The sequence below is a fragment of the Empedobacter sp. GD03739 genome (assembly GCF_029843245.1).
GTDB lineage: Bacteria > Bacteroidota > Bacteroidia > Flavobacteriales > Weeksellaceae > Empedobacter > Empedobacter falsenii_B.
Map to the genome: position 1 here is coordinate 143375 of NZ_JAOCHX010000002.1, position 13864 is coordinate 157238.

20 protein-coding genes and 1 tRNA gene are annotated in these 13864 nt (G+C 31.4%); 7 read left to right on the forward strand and 14 right to left on the reverse strand.

What is annotated here, in order from left to right; translation table 11 throughout:
* Nucleotide 1: 1 nt before the first annotated feature.
* The gene (locus N5E64_RS01520; RefSeq protein ID WP_280035398.1) at nt 2-763 is read right to left on the reverse strand and encodes a hypothetical protein; all 762 of its coding nucleotides are present in this window, start codon (nt 761-763) and stop codon (nt 2-4) included.
* A gap of 72 nt (nt 764-835) precedes the next feature.
* Between N5E64_RS01520 and N5E64_RS01525 the strand changes: the two genes are divergently transcribed.
* Together N5E64_RS01525 and N5E64_RS01530 are read left to right on the forward strand one after the other, a co-directional pair.
* Nucleotides 836-1408, forward strand: coding sequence for a nitroreductase (locus N5E64_RS01525; RefSeq protein ID WP_114998710.1), 573 nt, complete (start codon nt 836-838; stop codon nt 1406-1408).
* A 109-nt stretch (nt 1409-1517) separates the two neighbouring features.
* Nucleotides 1518-2351, forward strand: a complete 834-nt coding sequence (locus N5E64_RS01530; protein ID WP_280035399.1) for an alpha/beta hydrolase — start codon at nt 1518-1520, stop codon at nt 2349-2351.
* 49 nt (nt 2352-2400) lie between these two features.
* Here the strand turns inward: N5E64_RS01530 and N5E64_RS01535 are convergent, their stop codons facing one another.
* Both N5E64_RS01535 and N5E64_RS01540 read right to left on the reverse strand, forming a co-directional pair.
* Nucleotides 2401-2898 (reverse strand): GNAT family N-acetyltransferase, encoded by a 498-nt coding sequence (locus tag N5E64_RS01535; RefSeq protein ID WP_280035400.1) that lies wholly within the window; start codon nt 2896-2898, stop codon nt 2401-2403.
* A gap of 27 nt (nt 2899-2925) precedes the next feature.
* Nucleotides 2926-3387 (reverse strand): DinB family protein, encoded by a 462-nt coding sequence (locus tag N5E64_RS01540; RefSeq protein ID WP_038336414.1) that lies wholly within the window; start codon nt 3385-3387, stop codon nt 2926-2928.
* Nucleotides 3388-3521: 134 nt separating this feature from the next.
* On the opposite strand from N5E64_RS01540, the gene N5E64_RS01545 reads away from it, so the two are divergent.
* The 3 genes from N5E64_RS01545 (at nt 3522) to N5E64_RS01555 (ending at nt 5808) form a co-directional block, all read left to right on the forward strand.
* Nucleotides 3522-4622 (forward strand): Mrp/NBP35 family ATP-binding protein, encoded by a 1101-nt coding sequence (locus N5E64_RS01545; RefSeq protein WP_114998705.1) that lies wholly within the window; start codon nt 3522-3524, stop codon nt 4620-4622.
* 15 nt (nt 4623-4637) lie between these two features.
* Nucleotides 4638-4928, forward strand: a complete 291-nt coding sequence (locus tag N5E64_RS01550) for a NifU family protein (RefSeq protein ID WP_114998704.1) — start codon at nt 4638-4640, stop codon at nt 4926-4928.
* 109 nt (nt 4929-5037) lie between these two features.
* On the forward strand, nt 5038-5808 hold the full coding sequence (locus N5E64_RS01555; protein WP_280035402.1) for a DUF3108 domain-containing protein: 771 nt from the start codon (nt 5038-5040) through the stop codon (nt 5806-5808).
* A gap of 30 nt (nt 5809-5838) precedes the next feature.
* Here N5E64_RS01555 and N5E64_RS01560 read toward each other — a convergent pair whose 3' ends face one another.
* The 3 genes from N5E64_RS01560 to N5E64_RS01570 form a co-directional block, all read right to left on the reverse strand.
* Nucleotides 5839-6234, reverse strand: coding sequence for a DUF1398 domain-containing protein (locus tag N5E64_RS01560; protein ID WP_125349574.1), 396 nt, complete (start codon nt 6232-6234; stop codon nt 5839-5841).
* A 1-nt stretch (nt 6235) separates the two neighbouring features.
* Entirely contained in the window at nt 6236-6880 is a 645-nt protein-coding gene (aat, locus tag N5E64_RS01565) for a leucyl/phenylalanyl-tRNA--protein transferase (RefSeq protein ID WP_280035403.1), read from the reverse strand.
* An 82-nt stretch (nt 6881-6962) separates the two neighbouring features.
* Complete coding sequence (locus tag N5E64_RS01570) at nt 6963-7334, reverse strand: DUF3127 domain-containing protein (protein WP_019976879.1); 372 nt, start codon at nt 7332-7334, stop codon at nt 6963-6965.
* A gap of 117 nt (nt 7335-7451) precedes the next feature.
* Here N5E64_RS01570 and N5E64_RS01575 point away from each other — a divergent pair.
* Nucleotides 7452-7533 (forward strand) — tRNA-Leu (locus N5E64_RS01575).
* 335 nt (nt 7534-7868) lie between these two features.
* A complete protein-coding gene (locus tag N5E64_RS01580) occupies nt 7869-8072 on the forward strand; it encodes a CsbD family protein (RefSeq protein ID WP_038336421.1) in 204 nt (67 codons plus the stop codon).
* Nucleotides 8073-8117: 45 nt separating this feature from the next.
* On the opposite strand, the gene N5E64_RS01585 is transcribed toward N5E64_RS01580, so the two are convergent.
* Genes N5E64_RS01585 through N5E64_RS01620 form a run of 8 tightly spaced genes read right to left on the reverse strand, consistent with a single transcriptional unit; the run spans nt 8118 to nt 13788 of the window.
* Nucleotides 8118-9242 (reverse strand): GNAT family N-acetyltransferase, encoded by a 1125-nt coding sequence (locus tag N5E64_RS01585; protein ID WP_280035407.1) that lies wholly within the window; start codon nt 9240-9242, stop codon nt 8118-8120.
* Between the two features lie 46 nt (nt 9243-9288).
* Nucleotides 9289-9810, reverse strand: a complete 522-nt coding sequence (locus tag N5E64_RS01590; RefSeq protein WP_114998697.1) for a DUF4833 domain-containing protein — start codon at nt 9808-9810, stop codon at nt 9289-9291.
* A 48-nt stretch (nt 9811-9858) separates the two neighbouring features.
* The gene (locus N5E64_RS01595) at nt 9859-10461 is read right to left on the reverse strand and encodes a hypothetical protein (RefSeq protein ID WP_114998695.1); all 603 of its coding nucleotides are present in this window, start codon (nt 10459-10461) and stop codon (nt 9859-9861) included.
* A gap of 3 nt (nt 10462-10464) precedes the next feature.
* Nucleotides 10465-11103, reverse strand: a complete 639-nt coding sequence (locus N5E64_RS01600; protein WP_280035410.1) for a VTT domain-containing protein — start codon at nt 11101-11103, stop codon at nt 10465-10467.
* Nucleotides 11104-11153: 50 nt separating this feature from the next.
* Nucleotides 11154-11825 carry a DedA family protein gene (locus N5E64_RS01605; RefSeq protein ID WP_180905395.1) on the reverse strand — a complete coding sequence of 224 codons (672 nt, stop codon included), beginning with the start codon at nt 11823-11825 and terminating at the stop codon, nt 11154-11156.
* A gap of 9 nt (nt 11826-11834) precedes the next feature.
* Nucleotides 11835-12200 carry a YraN family protein gene (locus N5E64_RS01610; protein WP_114998692.1) on the reverse strand — a complete coding sequence of 122 codons (366 nt, stop codon included), beginning with the start codon at nt 12198-12200 and terminating at the stop codon, nt 11835-11837.
* 9 nt (nt 12201-12209) lie between these two features.
* On the reverse strand, nt 12210-12845 hold the full coding sequence (upp, locus tag N5E64_RS01615; protein ID WP_280035411.1) for a uracil phosphoribosyltransferase: 636 nt from the start codon (nt 12843-12845) through the stop codon (nt 12210-12212).
* The gene (locus N5E64_RS01620) at nt 12832-13788 is read right to left on the reverse strand and encodes an LD-carboxypeptidase (protein ID WP_280035412.1); all 957 of its coding nucleotides are present in this window, start codon (nt 13786-13788) and stop codon (nt 12832-12834) included. Before N5E64_RS01620 ends, upp begins: the two co-directional genes overlap by 14 nt.
* Between the last annotated feature and the right edge of the window lie 76 nt (nt 13789-13864).

The following is a 13864-nucleotide window of genomic DNA, read 5'->3' on the forward strand; positions in this document are numbered from 1 at the left end:
ATTATTCTTGATTTGTACCAAGTAGATCAATTTCTGTTTTTTCATCATCTGTCAAAATCATATCTTTTAACATAAAATATACCATAATATAAGCAAATGGATACGTTGCAAGAGCACCTACATAACAAGCAATAGCACCAATTGAAGCAACCAGACTAACTACAATCGCCATTAAAACCATCCACCAAAAATTCTTTTTCACAATTGCATAAGACGTTTTCATTGCGTCAATAGCGCTCATATTTCCATAATGAATAAGATACGGAGCCAGATAAATACACGCTTGTAAGAACAATAAAAATACTGTCGCCACTAAGATGTATAACATACCAAAAAGCGATGAACCAATCATTAATGCTGGGTTTACATTTTCGGGATCATTAAACATAAGTGGTAAAAAAGAAAAAATAATGTATGGTAACATTACAACTATTGCGACTCCCATTACGATAAGTGTTAAAAGGAAATAGCTTCCTATATTTTTGAAACCTCCAAAAAAGTCACCTAGTTCTACTGACATTTTGTTTTCGGCACGTTCTGCTCCAATCATAAATCCCATTATAAGTGGATACATCACAAAAAGCAATCCGATTACAGTGAAGGAAGTAAACATATAAATAATAGCTGCGACAAGAGCATAAATAACAAATGGCTGCCAATTATTTTGGAAAAGTTCTAATGATTGATTGAAATATTTTCCAATATCAAATTGAAATTTATTGTTTTTGTAATACTCAATTTTGTTGTAATCTAATGTTTTCATCTTAACGTTGGTTTTATTGAAATTAATGTAAATTTGCTTGATTAGTAGAATAAAATTAATAATTGTTACAACATGAATGCAAACGATTTATTATCAATCATAAAAAATAGACGCTCTATATTTCCTCCGCAATACACACAAGAAGAAATTACACGCGAAGAATTGAATCAAATTTTTGAGGCAGCAAACTGGGCACCATCTCATAAAAAAACAGAACCTTGGCGTTTTGTCGTATTAGAAGGCCCTGCAAAAGACCGTTTCCGCGAATACGTAAAGCGTGTTTATGTGCAAGGAACGCCAACAGATCAATTGAGCGACAGAAAAATAAATGCATTAATTGAGAAATGTGATAAGTCGAATAAAATTGTTTTAATCAATTTTATCAACACAGAAAAAAATCCTGAATGGGAAGAATTAGCTGCAACCTCTATGGCTGTTCAAAATATGTGGTTAATGGCAAGTGCCTTAAATATTGGTGCATATTGGTCTTCTCCAGCAAATGTAATTGCAAATGTTGATGAGTTTACAACTATGGAAGAAGGTGAAAAATGTGTTGGTGTTTTCTATATGGGAAAATTTGATGGAGAAATCCCAGAAGCTATTCGTCAACCAATCGAAGATAAAGTGAGATTTTTAGAATATTAAAAATCTTCTGAAAATAATTTGAGAAAGACTACTATTTTTTAGTGGTCTTTTTTATTAAATAGAAAATCAACTCTTTATGATTTTTGTATATTTGAATAAATACTTTAATATGAAATACATGAAATCGATTTTTAACTACTTATTAGTTGTAATCTCTATTAGTTTTTTTACATCTTGCAAAAACTCTAATCTGCCTGTTTACAACGATCCAATCCCGAAACACGAAACATTTACAATTGATTCTAAAATTCTAAATGAAAAACGAGTTATTAATGTTTGGGTTCCAATAGAATATTCGACTTCTCAGGATTCGTTATCCGTTTTGTATATGCCTGATGGCGGAACAAAAGAAGATTTTCCACATATTGCAAACACATTAGATAGTTTGATTACTTCGAAAAAAATAAAACCAGTTATTTTGGTTGGAATAGAAAATATACAACGTCGCAAAGATTTGAGTCCACCAACTGAAAATGAAGAAGATAAAAAAATAGCCGATGTTGTGGGAGGTTCTAATCAATTTAGAAACTTTGTCAAGGATGAGTTATTTCCTGAAATCACGAAAAAGTATCGCACTAAAAATAATAAAGGAATTATTGGCGAATCGTTGGCTGGATTATTTATCATGGAAACTTTTCTGAAACAACCAGAAATGTTTGATTATTATATTGCAATTGATCCTTCACTTTGGTGGAACAATCACAAAATGTTATTGAATGCAAAAAATGATTTAGCTAAATTTCCTTCAACTCCAAAAAAGTTATGGTTTGCAGGATCTGGAGCAAGTGATATTTTGCCTTATACAGATGATTTGAAGAATATTTTAACGCAAGAAAAACTTCCAAATCTACAATGGAATTATTCTCCAGAACCGAAAGAAGAACATGCTACAATTTACAGAGCAACTAAAGAAAAAGCTCTGATTTGGAGTATTGGGAAATAAAATTTATCTGATAAACAAAAACCCTCACTTCATTTAAAGTGAGGGTTTTTTATGCGATTCGTTTTCCTAAAATAGTTAAACTTCTTTCTATTCCGTCTAATATTGCAATATTGGGATAGTTTCCCCATTCTTCGAAACCAAAATGTTTGAATAATTTCAAGCTCGGTTCATTATGCGAAAAAATAAAACCTAAAATCGTTTTAATTCCAAATTCTGGTGCTTTCGTAATGCTATATTCCAACACTTGCTTTCCTAAACCTCTTCCACGTTGCGCTGCATCTAAATAAATGCTGATTTCCACAGTTGCATCATAAGCTGGTCTTCCATAAAAAGATTGAAAACTTACCCATCCTACAATGTCTTTCGACTCATTTTCTACAACCCAAAGTGGTCTTTTTTCAGAAGAATGTTCTTCGAACCATTTTACTTTACTTTCAACTGAAACTGGTTCTGTATCGGCAGTTACTAATCGCGAAGCTATTGTAGAATTATAAATTTCTGTTATTTTTTCTAAATCGCTTCGTTTAGCATCTCTGTATGTTAACATCTAAATTTTTAAATTTTATTCTCAATTTTAAAAAGGAATATTCTTTTTCATCGCCATCATATAGCCCAAATGCATTGCTTCGTGAATGTTGTTGTACAAAATTGCATCTTCAATCGATTCTAGCGTCATACCAAAACTTGTTTTATATGATCGATAATACGATAGTTTTTCCGAACGATAATCCTTGAACATCTGCATTGGTGTACTTTCCAACATTTCCTTCAATTCTGTCACATCTTCTTCCGTTACTTCCGTATTTCCGATTGTTCCTTTTTTATACTTCTGAATAAACTGAATATCGACCAACATCCTATTATCGGTTAAATAATAATGGATCAATTGCTGTGTTGCCAAAACGTGAGCCGCATTCCAAAACAAATTGTTTTTATAGCCAACAGGTATATAAAGTAGTTGTTTCAGAGAGTGTTGTTCAAGCTCATCAATAATCTGTTTTCTTATATTCGTCAGATAAATAATATGCTCTTCCATAGTCAGATTTAAAGTTTAAATATACATCAAATTAAGTCTATTTATCAAATTATAAAGCAAAACAATTAAAATCACGTTTTTAGATTATTTAAAGTCTTTGATTCTTCGTAATTTTGTCTCATTAAAATTAAAAGATGGCTTACACAAGAGATCAAATATATCAAGTATTAGAAGAATTAGGTATTCGCAATTGGATGCGTAACGCTCAAGTGATGGGAAATGATATTATATTGGATATTGTTTCTCCTTCGCCTGCAATGCACGAACGCAAGCGTTTGGAAATTGCGTTGAAAAATGCATTTAAAGAAAATTTACCTGAGTCAAATCTTAAACTTAACATTTCTGTTGAAGTTGAAGAAAAAAATCCGAACGAAATCAAAGGTTCTGAATTGCCAGGTGTTAAAAATATTATCGCTGTAGCATCAGGTAAAGGTGGTGTTGGTAAATCTACTGTTTCATCAAACTTAGCAATAAGTTTAGCAAACATGGGATTCAAGGTAGGTTTATTAGATGCTGATATCTACGGACCTTCTATGCCAATTATGTTCGATTGTCAAGATGCTCGTCCATATTCTGTAGAAGTTAATGGAAAAACGAAAATAAAACCAGTAGAAGCTTACGGAATTAAATTATTATCAATTGGATTCTTTGCTGATACAGATCAAGCAATTGTTTGGAGAGGACCGATGGCTGCAAAAGCATTGAATCAAATGATTCGTGATGCACATTGGGGAGAATTAGATTTCTTATTAATCGACTTACCTCCAGGAACAGGTGACATTCATTTATCTATCGTTCAACAAGTTCCAATTACAGGAGCTGTTGTAGTTTCTACGCCTCAAAATATTGCATTAGCAGATGCAAAAAAAGGAGTTGGAATGTTCCAAATGGAAGCGATTAATGTTCCAGTTTTAGGAATTGTAGAAAATATGGCGTATTTTACACCAGAAGAATTACCTAACAACAAATATTATATCTTTGGACAAAATGGTGCAAAGAACTTAGCAGAACAAATTGGTGTTCCTTTCTTAGGCGAAATTCCAATTGTACAATCTATTCGCGAAGCTGCTGACGTTGGTCGTCCAGCTGCAATGCAAGAAGATACTGTTGTAGCTAATGTTTACAAAGAAATTGCACGTAACGCAGTACAAAGTTTAGTAGAACGTAACAATACTTTGCCTCCAACAGAAGCCGTTCGTATTACAACGATGGCAGGTTGTTCGGCAAAAAATTAAAAAAAGTAAAAGATCATGACTCCAGAAGAAAAATATTCAGAAGTTGAAAAGGCCTTAACTGAAATTAGACCATTCTTAAATTCAGATGGAGGCGATATCGAATTAGTATCTGTAGAAGATAATATTGTAAAAGTTCGCCTTACAGGTGCATGTATAGCATGTTCTGTCAACCAAATGACCTTAAAGTCTGGTGTTGAAATGACCATCAAAAAATATGTTCCAGAAATAGTTTCGGTTATCAATGTTTCAGATTTTGAAACTTCAACTGAAGCAGATCAAATATCTTCCTTAAAAGAAGAAAATTAGAATATCATTAGATTCTCATAAATTAAAACGCCTTTATATCAATTTATAAAGGCGTTTTATTATTTTTGGCAAACAATTTGAATCTTAACCTCAAAACCAAAAATTCAAAATGAAAAAATATATTTTATTTTTTACTTTTATTGTCCTTTCATTTGCATTGCCTTTAAATGCTCAAAACAACTACAAAGTTGGCGAAAATCTAAAATTTAGAGTTCATTATTCTGGATTGAATGCAGGTTTTGCTTCCATTGATGTAAGAGAAGCTACATTGAATGGAAAAAGCCATTATCACATCATAGGAAAAGGAACTTCAACAGGTGCTGTGCGTGCTTTTTTTAAGGTAGATGATAATTACGAATCGTATATTGACAAAACAGATTTGAAACCTACAAAATTTGTTCGAAATATTGTAGAAGGAAGTTACAAACGTCATCAAATCTATTATTTTGATCATGCCAATAGAAAAGCAAAAGTTGAAAATAAACGAGATGGAAAAGTTACAACAGAAACGATTCCTTACGATGCGCAAGATTTACTTTCTGCTTTTTATAGCTTACGTAATGCCAATCATACCACTCTTAAAACAGGAGATTATTTGAACGAAAATATTTTTCTTGGTGATGAAACGCTTAAATTTCGATTGAAAGTTTTGGGACGTGAAACCCTAAAAACAAAATTCGGGAAAATTGCAGCAATTAAAATTCGTCCATACGTACAATCTGGTCGTGTTTTCAAAGAATCAGAATCGGTTACGATGTGGATTTCTGACGATGATAACTTAGTTCCGCTAAAAATAAAAGCTGGGTTATTAGTTGGATCGTTAAATGCAGATCTTAACGAGTATAGCAATCTAAAATATCCTATTACTTTTACGAAGTAAATTGATAGTAAATCATAAAAAATCCCGCTATTAATGCGGGATTTTTTCATTTAATATCATATTTCCGTTTTTGTCAAAATAAGTACACGTATAATCTTCTAAAGAAACAATCCATTTCTCTACGCCTGTTTCTGCGCAATGTTTACAAAACGTAAAATAATTAGTCTCACCTTTTTGATGAATTTTTAGATACGCTGTAAACTTTTCAATATTTACATCATCTACAATCATTAAATCATCATATTGTGCATCAGAAGTTTTTTCAAAATTATCTGTCCCAAAATAATTTGTATGACTATCTATCACCCAAGTCTCGAAAGCTATAACGCCTAAAAATTTAATCTCTTTGATATAATTCGGAAAATCTGCTCCAGATTTCACTTTTTCGTGTGCTTTTTCTATATCGGCAACTGTAAATTTTTTCATATTATTTTGATTGATTATGTTCTAAATACTCCAAAAAAACATCACTCGGAATTTCCATTGCGCCCAAACTCGCTAAATGTTCGGTATAAACCTGACAATCGATCAATTTATATTTCTTGTGATATTTTGCAACAAACTGTATAAAACCCGCTTTGGAAGCATTGCTTACTTTCGCAAACATACTTTCTCCACAAAAAATATCGCCTATATCAATTCCATAAAAACCACCAACCAATTCGTCGTTTTGCCAAACTTCGATACTTTTAGCAATTCCCATTTCATGTAACGTACAATATGCTTCGATCATATCATTCGTAATCCATGTTCCGTCCTGATCTTTTCTATACGCTTGCGAACAATTTGTAATCACTTCTCGAAACGCTTTATTCTCTGAATAGGTAAATGTTTGATCTCGAAAAACTTTCTTCATCGATTTCGAAACATGCAAATTTTCTGGAAACAAAACAAATCGATCTTGTGGAAACCACCAAATAATTGGATCTTCTTCATTAAACCAAGGAAAAATTCCTTTCTGATAAGCCAAAATTAGGCGTTCTGGCGAAAGATCTCCTCCAACAGCTATAATTCCCTCGCTATTCACTTCATCGTAATCAGGAAAGATTAAATCAGAACTTAACCAATACATATCGTTTTGTGTATAATTTATATAAAATTAAAAAAACGTGTCCAATAAAGAACACGTTTAGTATTAATTGATGTTTTTTTACTTAGAATGGTAAATCATCATCATCTCCATTAGAAAAAGTATCAACTGGAGGCGCTGGTGCAAAATTATCGTAACCTTGAGGTGCTTGTGCAGCTGCATTCGCCATATTCTCAATTCTCCACGCTTGGATTGTATTAAAATATCTTGCTACTCCTTCTGGATTAATCCACTCACGACCACGAATATTGATAGAAACTTTCACTTCATCACCAGGTTTGTAAGCATTCAACACATCAGTCTTATCTTGTGTAAGCTCAATTAAAATATCTTGTGGATATTGTTCTTGCGTTGTAACAACAAATTCTCTTTTCTTGAAACTTGCAGTAATATTTTGAGTTTCAAATACTTTCTTAATTCTTCCTGTAATTTCCATTTTTGTAAAAGCTTTGTACAAATTTAGAATGTAAAAAAAGATTAAAAAAATTTTATTTCGAAATTTTGTTAGAAAGAAAACTTGTGTATATTTGCAATCCAAATCGGTGAGATTTTAGCGGGCGTGGTGGAATTGGTAGACACGCTAGACTTAGGATCTAGTGCCGCAAGGTGTGGGAGTTCGAGTCTCCCCGCCCGTACAACAGCAAAGACTTTGAAAAATATTTCAAAGTCTTTTTTTTATGACTTATTACTTTATAATATTTTTTATAAATTTAGATAATTATTTGGTTACAAGTTGTTTGGTATGTATTCGAAAAGAAAAAGAAATTTGAAATCTGGAGGGAGAACTATCCCCATTTTTGAATTTATAGTGGTTGTTATTATCATCATTATTTTGATTTACTTCGCAGTATTCTAAACCAATATTCCTATATTTTATTTAACATTTTTTTATAAGTCTTTCGAAATCTATGGTTTAATATTTGTTCAACATATAGTATAAATCTATTTACAACTTATAAAACAAAAAATTATGGACAAATTAGAATTAGAAGGAAAATGGAATCGAATCAAAGGTGCTGTAAAACAAAAATATGGTGATTGGTTTGATGATGACAAAGTTTATGCTGAAGGAAAATACGATGAAGTTGTAGGTAAAATTCAGGAAAAAACAGGAAAATCTAGAGAAGAAATTGAAAGTACAATCAAAGATTGGAAAGAAGACAATCAAGATTAATTATTATTTCAATTAAAAAGGTTAGGACAAAATCCTAACCTTTTTTTATGCTTCTATATTTTTATAAAATGTTTTTCGTCGCTTGTGAACAACAGGATCAAAGTTTTTCCATAATTGTTGCACTTTTGTATTTTCCTCAAGCAAAGGGTTCGTTTCTAAAGTTTTAATCCCTCTTGCTATAAATCGATCATAAAGTTCTTTAAAAATCAAGGCATTTACACCTTTATTTTGATAATGAGGATCAATTCCTATCAAATAAAATTCGACATGATCGTTCTTTTTTTGCGCTTGCATCAAATGCCACCAACCAAATGGAAACAATTTTCCTTTCGTTTTCTGAAATGCTTTCGAAAATGAAGGCATTGTAATCGCAAAAGCAATCATTTTGTTGTTTTTATCTTTTACACACGAAATAAAATCAGGATGAATAAATTTTAGATATTTCTTTTTGTAATGTTCAACCTGAAATTTTTCTATCGGAACAAAACTTTGCAATTCTGCATACGTCACATTCAACAAATCGAACATCTCATCTACGTAAGGTAACATTTCGTCAATTGTATCAAATTTATACGTATCTATTTCGTAACGTTTTTTGAGCATTTCACACAATTTATCCATTTGCTTTACCTTGCCCAAATTGGCAATATCAATAGAATATTCTAACCACTCGGCTTTTGGTTGATAACCTAATTCTTGCAAATATATTGGATAATATTCGTAATTATATAAACCGATCAAAGTGGCAACTTTATCAAATCCTTCTGTTAATAATCCAGCTTTATCCATATTCGAAAATCCCATCGGACCTTCTATATAACTCAGTTTATTATTTTTAGCAATGTTTTCAACAGTTGTTAATAAAGCTTTTAAAATGTTGATATCATCTTTAAAAACTAACCAACCAAACCGAATTTTAGTCTTTCCAAGTTCTTTTACTTCGGTCCAATTAATAATCGAAACAATTCGTCCAACGACTTCTTTTCCTTTGTAAGCTAAAAAATAGTTAGCTTCAACCGTCTCAAAAATTGCATTATTTTTATCAAAACTTGCGAGTTCATCTTTCTTTAAAGAAGGCACCCAATACGGATTATCTTTATACACTTCAAAAGGTAAATCGACAAATTTCTTCATTTCACTTGGCGTATTCACCTCTCTTACTTCGATCATATGCTATTAAATTGCGTCTAACAGATTCTAATTTAGGAAGAATTTTTTAGAGAACAATTTTCTCTTCTACAGATTTTCCGTTTTTATCTTTTCCGTAAAATAAAATATAATCAAGCTTTACCGAAATTCCAGCCGTTCCTTTCTTCTGTTTTAAGAAAACACGATTCAGTGTTATCAACTTGTTATTAACAGTTGTTTGAACAATTGGATTTTTTTGAGAATCAAGCTTAAGCGTTAATTTTTGAGTTGGATAAGATACTAATGTCAACTGAAAAACATTCTTTTCAATTTTCTTAATATCTAAACCATATGCCAATTTCTTTTGTATAGAAGTCAAGGGCTTTTTTGAGCCATCTTCAGCATAAAGAATGCGATAAATATCAACTGGATTATCATCATCTAAAATTCCTTTGCTCGAAAAAAGTGCATCGTAAACAAACGTATTTTTATTGTCGTTGTGTTGAATGTAAAATAATCTATTTTCTGATTTTGGAGGAACAGGATAACCTTGTTGTGCATTTACAACAAAAGAAAAAAGGATAGAACAAATAATTAATAGGTTTTTCATTGATTGATATTTTTAAAAATAGAAGATACGAATTATTTGAATGATTATCTAAATCCAAATAAAAAGTTTCGAAACTTTAACTTGCTCAATATTATTTTGATCAAGAAAATCTTGCGGAAATTTGATTAAATCTGAAATTGGAATAATTTCATCATTCTGAATAAAATTATATTTACCATGACCAGTTTGATATTTAGAACTTTTATTAGAAACTTCGTGATTGATTTCAATCATTTCATCTTCTAAATCAATAGTAATTTCTGATTCTTTTTCTACAACGAACAAAACCTTTTTATTCCTGAAAAAATAAATTTCTCGCTTAGATTCATGTAAGAGATGATTGTAAGTATTGGCAACTGGAATGGTAAAAACAAAGAATAGTATCAAAAAAATCATTCCAATAATTATGTTAGTTAAAATGAAATCTGTCACAAACAATAATTGATAAGCTATAAATAAAAAAGTAAGACAAAGAATTGCAAAAAGAATCATATTAAAAACTGAAATATAGCTTAAAAAACCAATTTTGACGCGAATAACTTCATCATTTTCGTGTTTATATTCTTTTTGAGACTCAATGATAAATAAAATAATTGGTAAAAAGATTATCAACAAAAGTAAGATGATGAAAATCGAATTTTCTGTACTCATTTTTTATTTTTTTATTTTCTCTTTGACGAATTCTACAATAATTGGAACCAAAGAAAACACAATAATTGCCATTACGACAATTTCGAAATTGTTTTTGATAAATGGAATTGTTCCAAGGAAATAGCCAGCCAATGTAATCCCGAAAACCCAAATTGTTCCTCCGATAAAATTATATATAATAAATGTACCATAATGCATTTTAGAAATCCCTGCAACGAAAGGTGCAAGCGTTCTTACAATCGGAACAAAACGTGCAATTACAATGGTTTTTGAACCATATTTTGTAAAGAAATCTTCGGTCTTTAGTATCGCAGAATCTTTAATAATTCGTTTACCGAAAATTTTAGTTGTAACTAATTTCGTTCCTAAGGTTTTCCCAATCGTATAATTGACTGTGTCGCCTGCAATTGCCGCGATCCAAAGTAAACCTAATACAATATAAATATTGAGTTGAGCTGGAAAAGCCGCAGCTAACATCCCTGCTGCAAATAAAAGCGAATCTCCAGGTAAAAAAGGCATGACAACCAAACCTGTTTCGATAAAGATTAAGAGAAATAAAATCAAGTAAAACCAATGTTGATAATCATTCAAAATGGTTTCTAAATATTTATCGATATGTAGAATATAATCTAAAATTTCCATGATTTAAAGGTATAAAAAAACTCGACCGAAGTCGAGTTAAGTTTTTATAGTTATTCTTGTTCAGCTACCTTTTTTTTGCCGAACTTTTCTTTGATAATTTCCACTAAAATTGGAAGTACAGAAGCGATTGTTATTCCTAAAATTACTTTAGAAAAATTATTTTGAACCCATTCTATATTTCCTAAAAAGTATCCAATAAGCGTTAAACCAACAACCCATAACACAGCTCCAATTACATTATATGTAATGAAAATAGAATATCCCATTCGTCCAATTCCTGCAACAAAAGGCGCTAAAGTTCTTACTATTGGTACAAAACGAGCAATTACAATGGTTTTTGAACCGTATTTTTCGTAGAACTCATGCGTTTTATTGATATGTTCTTCTTGGATGAAATTTTTACCAAAAATCTTCACTTTAGTTGCTTTGTAACCAACTTTTTTTCCAATGGTATAGTTCAACGTATCACCGAGTATAGCGGCCACCAAAAGAATTGCAATCATAATCCACACATTCATATCATTTGTTTCTTGCGCAGCCAACATACCTGCCGCAAACAACAGTGAATCTCCAGGTAAAAATGGCATCACAACCACACCTGTTTCCACGAAAATGATTAAAAATAAAATTGCATACAACCACAAACCATATTCATTTGCAAACTCTGCTAAATGTTGGTCGATATGCATAATAAAGTCAAAAAGACTCATAAATACTTCCATAAAAGTTGATTAAATTTCCGAAGCATTAAATGCATTTTTGATATGATTTACGCTCCAAGATTGTTGTTTTTTTAAAAGTGCTAAAATATCAAATCTTACCTCAGAAATAAAATTATTTTTCTGAATAAAATCATCTGCGGCAAGAATTAACAATTTCTTCTTCTTTGTGTTAATAGAACTTTCTGGCTCCGCAACATAATTTGAAGTACGACTCTTAACCTCTATAATAACAATCTCATTTTCAAATTGAGCAATAATATCGATTTCGGCTTTTCTGTAAAAATAATTTCGAGCCAATATTTTGTATCCATTTTGGATTAAATAATTAACGGCAAAATCTTCTGCTTCTTTTCCGAAATCGTAACTAATACTCATTCAAAAAAATTATTTTGTTCCGTACAAACGATCTCCAGCATCACCTAAACCTGGAACGATGTATCCATTTTCATTCAATTTTTCATCCAAAGCAGCCAAGAAAATTGGAACTTCTGGATAAACATTTTGTACTGCTTCCACTCCTTCTGGACAACCAACTAAACAAGCCAAACGAACAGATTTTGCTCCTTTTTCTTTTAAAATTTCGATTGCTTTGATTGCAGAACCTCCTGTAGCTAACATTGGATCAACCAAAATCACATCACGAGAATCTAAATCAGTTGGGAGCTTACACAAATACTCAACTGGTTGCAATGTATCATGATCGCGGTAAAGCCCAATATGACCAACTTTAGCTGTTGGAATTAATTGATGAATCCCTTTTACCATTCCCAATCCAGCACGTAAAATTGGAACGATAGCCATATCATTTCCTTTTAATTTGTAACCGATTGTTTTGGTAATTGGCGTTTCAACTTCTACTTCTTCAAGCTCGATGTTACGTGTAATTTCGTAACACATTAAACCTGAAATTTCGTCTACTAATTCACCAAATTCTTTCGTTGTTGTGTTTTTATCACGCATTTGCGTAATTTTTGCTTTTACCAACGGGTGAGTAATAACTGTTAAATTATCTTGTTTCATATTTGTTTGTATAATGATGCAAAGTTACATTATTTGAAGTAACATTTAGCTGAACTTTTGCCCCCATTTTTAGCGCAACATTGTGACCTGTATGCCCCGCAGGAAATCCGAAAGCTACTGGAATATTTATTTTTTTTGTAAAACTATGAATGACTTCGAAAGTTTTTGGATCGAATGGATGATTGTAGTTATCAGCATTTTCTTCTTCCGTATCCATGTGTGTAAAATTTCCTAAAATAATTCCTTTTACTTGAGTGAGGATTCCGTTGCGTTTAAGATTCATCAACATTCGATCAACTGCATACCAATTCTCGAACCAATCTTCTAAAAATAAAATCTTATCCGAAGGATTTGTAATTGCAGATTCGCTCCCCAAAAGTGAATACACAATCGAAAGATTTCCGCCAATTAATTCGCCTTCAGTTTTACCTAAATTATTGTAAGCATGTGATTGAATTTCATAATTAATTTCATGTCCAAACAATGCTTCATAAACACTTTGATAAGATGTTGGATGATATTCGGTATTTGCTAATTTCTTCGCTGTAACACCATGTATTGTTTGAAAACCTAATCGGTTAAAATGATTATGAAAAATAGTGATATCAGAATAACCAATTATCCATTTTGGAGATTTTTTGAAATTTGTTAAATCTAATTCGTCGATAATTTTTACTGAACCATATCCACCACGCGCGCACCAAATTGCTTTGATTTCGGAATCATCCAACGCCCATTGAAAATCTTCGGTTCTGATTTCGTCTGTTCCTGCATAATGATATCCCAAATCAAATTCAGCATAAACATTTTCTCCTAATACAGGAGTTAATTTCCAAGTTTTTATTAATTGAATTACTTCGTCCAATTCTCCAAACAACATTTGTTTGGCTGGAGCTACAATTGCTATTTTATCACCTTCTTTTAAAAAGTTGGGCTGAATCATTTTTGTAAAATTACCTGTCCCAAAGATAGAAACAAAAAATACATGAGTGAACCATTAACTTGAATTTTATCAACAA

What these genes read in the sequence shown, in the direction of transcription:
- N5E64_RS01560 (WP_125349574.1), bottom strand. Translation starts at nt 6,234, where the DNA reads ATGAAAAAATTTACAGTTGCCGATATAGAAAAAGCACACGAAAAAGTG.
- N5E64_RS01550 (WP_114998704.1), top strand. Translation starts at nt 4,638, where the DNA reads ATGACTCCAGAAGAAAAATATTCAGAAGTTGAAAAGGCCTTAACTGAA.
- aat (WP_280035403.1), bottom strand. Translation starts at nt 6,880, where the DNA reads ATGTATTGGTTAAGTTCTGATTTAATCTTTCCTGATTACGATGAAGTG.
- N5E64_RS01590 (WP_114998697.1), bottom strand. Translation starts at nt 9,810, where the DNA reads ATGAAAAACCTATTAATTATTTGTTCTATCCTTTTTTCTTTTGTTGTA.
- N5E64_RS01605 (WP_180905395.1), bottom strand. Translation starts at nt 11,825, where the DNA reads ATGGAAGTATTTATGAGTCTTTTTGACTTTATTATGCATATCGACCAA.
- N5E64_RS01610 (WP_114998692.1), bottom strand. Translation starts at nt 12,200, where the DNA reads ATGAGTATTAGTTACGATTTCGGAAAAGAAGCAGAAGATTTTGCCGTT.
- N5E64_RS01585 (WP_280035407.1), bottom strand. Translation starts at nt 9,242, where the DNA reads ATGATCGAAGTAAGAGAGGTGAATACGCCAAGTGAAATGAAGAAATTT.
- N5E64_RS01555 (WP_280035402.1), top strand. Translation starts at nt 5,038, where the DNA reads ATGAAAAAATATATTTTATTTTTTACTTTTATTGTCCTTTCATTTGCA.
- upp (WP_280035411.1), bottom strand. Translation starts at nt 12,845, where the DNA reads ATGAAACAAGATAATTTAACAGTTATTACTCACCCGTTGGTAAAAGCA.
- N5E64_RS01595 (WP_114998695.1), bottom strand. Translation starts at nt 10,461, where the DNA reads ATGAGTACAGAAAATTCGATTTTCATCATCTTACTTTTGTTGATAATC.
- N5E64_RS01570 (WP_019976879.1), bottom strand. Translation starts at nt 7,334, where the DNA reads ATGGAAATTACAGGAAGAATTAAGAAAGTATTTGAAACTCAAAATATT.
- N5E64_RS01525 (WP_114998710.1), top strand. Translation starts at nt 836, where the DNA reads ATGAATGCAAACGATTTATTATCAATCATAAAAAATAGACGCTCTATA.
- N5E64_RS01540 (WP_038336414.1), bottom strand. Translation starts at nt 3,387, where the DNA reads ATGGAAGAGCATATTATTTATCTGACGAATATAAGAAAACAGATTATT.
- N5E64_RS01580 (WP_038336421.1), top strand. Translation starts at nt 7,869, where the DNA reads ATGGACAAATTAGAATTAGAAGGAAAATGGAATCGAATCAAAGGTGCT.
- N5E64_RS01545 (WP_114998705.1), top strand. Translation starts at nt 3,522, where the DNA reads ATGGCTTACACAAGAGATCAAATATATCAAGTATTAGAAGAATTAGGT.
- N5E64_RS01600 (WP_280035410.1), bottom strand. Translation starts at nt 11,103, where the DNA reads ATGGAAATTTTAGATTATATTCTACATATCGATAAATATTTAGAAACC.
- N5E64_RS01620 (WP_280035412.1), bottom strand. Translation starts at nt 13,788, where the DNA reads ATGATTCAGCCCAACTTTTTAAAAGAAGGTGATAAAATAGCAATTGTA.
- N5E64_RS01520 (WP_280035398.1), bottom strand. Translation starts at nt 763, where the DNA reads ATGAAAACATTAGATTACAACAAAATTGAGTATTACAAAAACAATAAA.
- N5E64_RS01535 (WP_280035400.1), bottom strand. Translation starts at nt 2,898, where the DNA reads ATGTTAACATACAGAGATGCTAAACGAAGCGATTTAGAAAAAATAACA.
- N5E64_RS01530 (WP_280035399.1), top strand. Translation starts at nt 1,518, where the DNA reads ATGAAATACATGAAATCGATTTTTAACTACTTATTAGTTGTAATCTCT.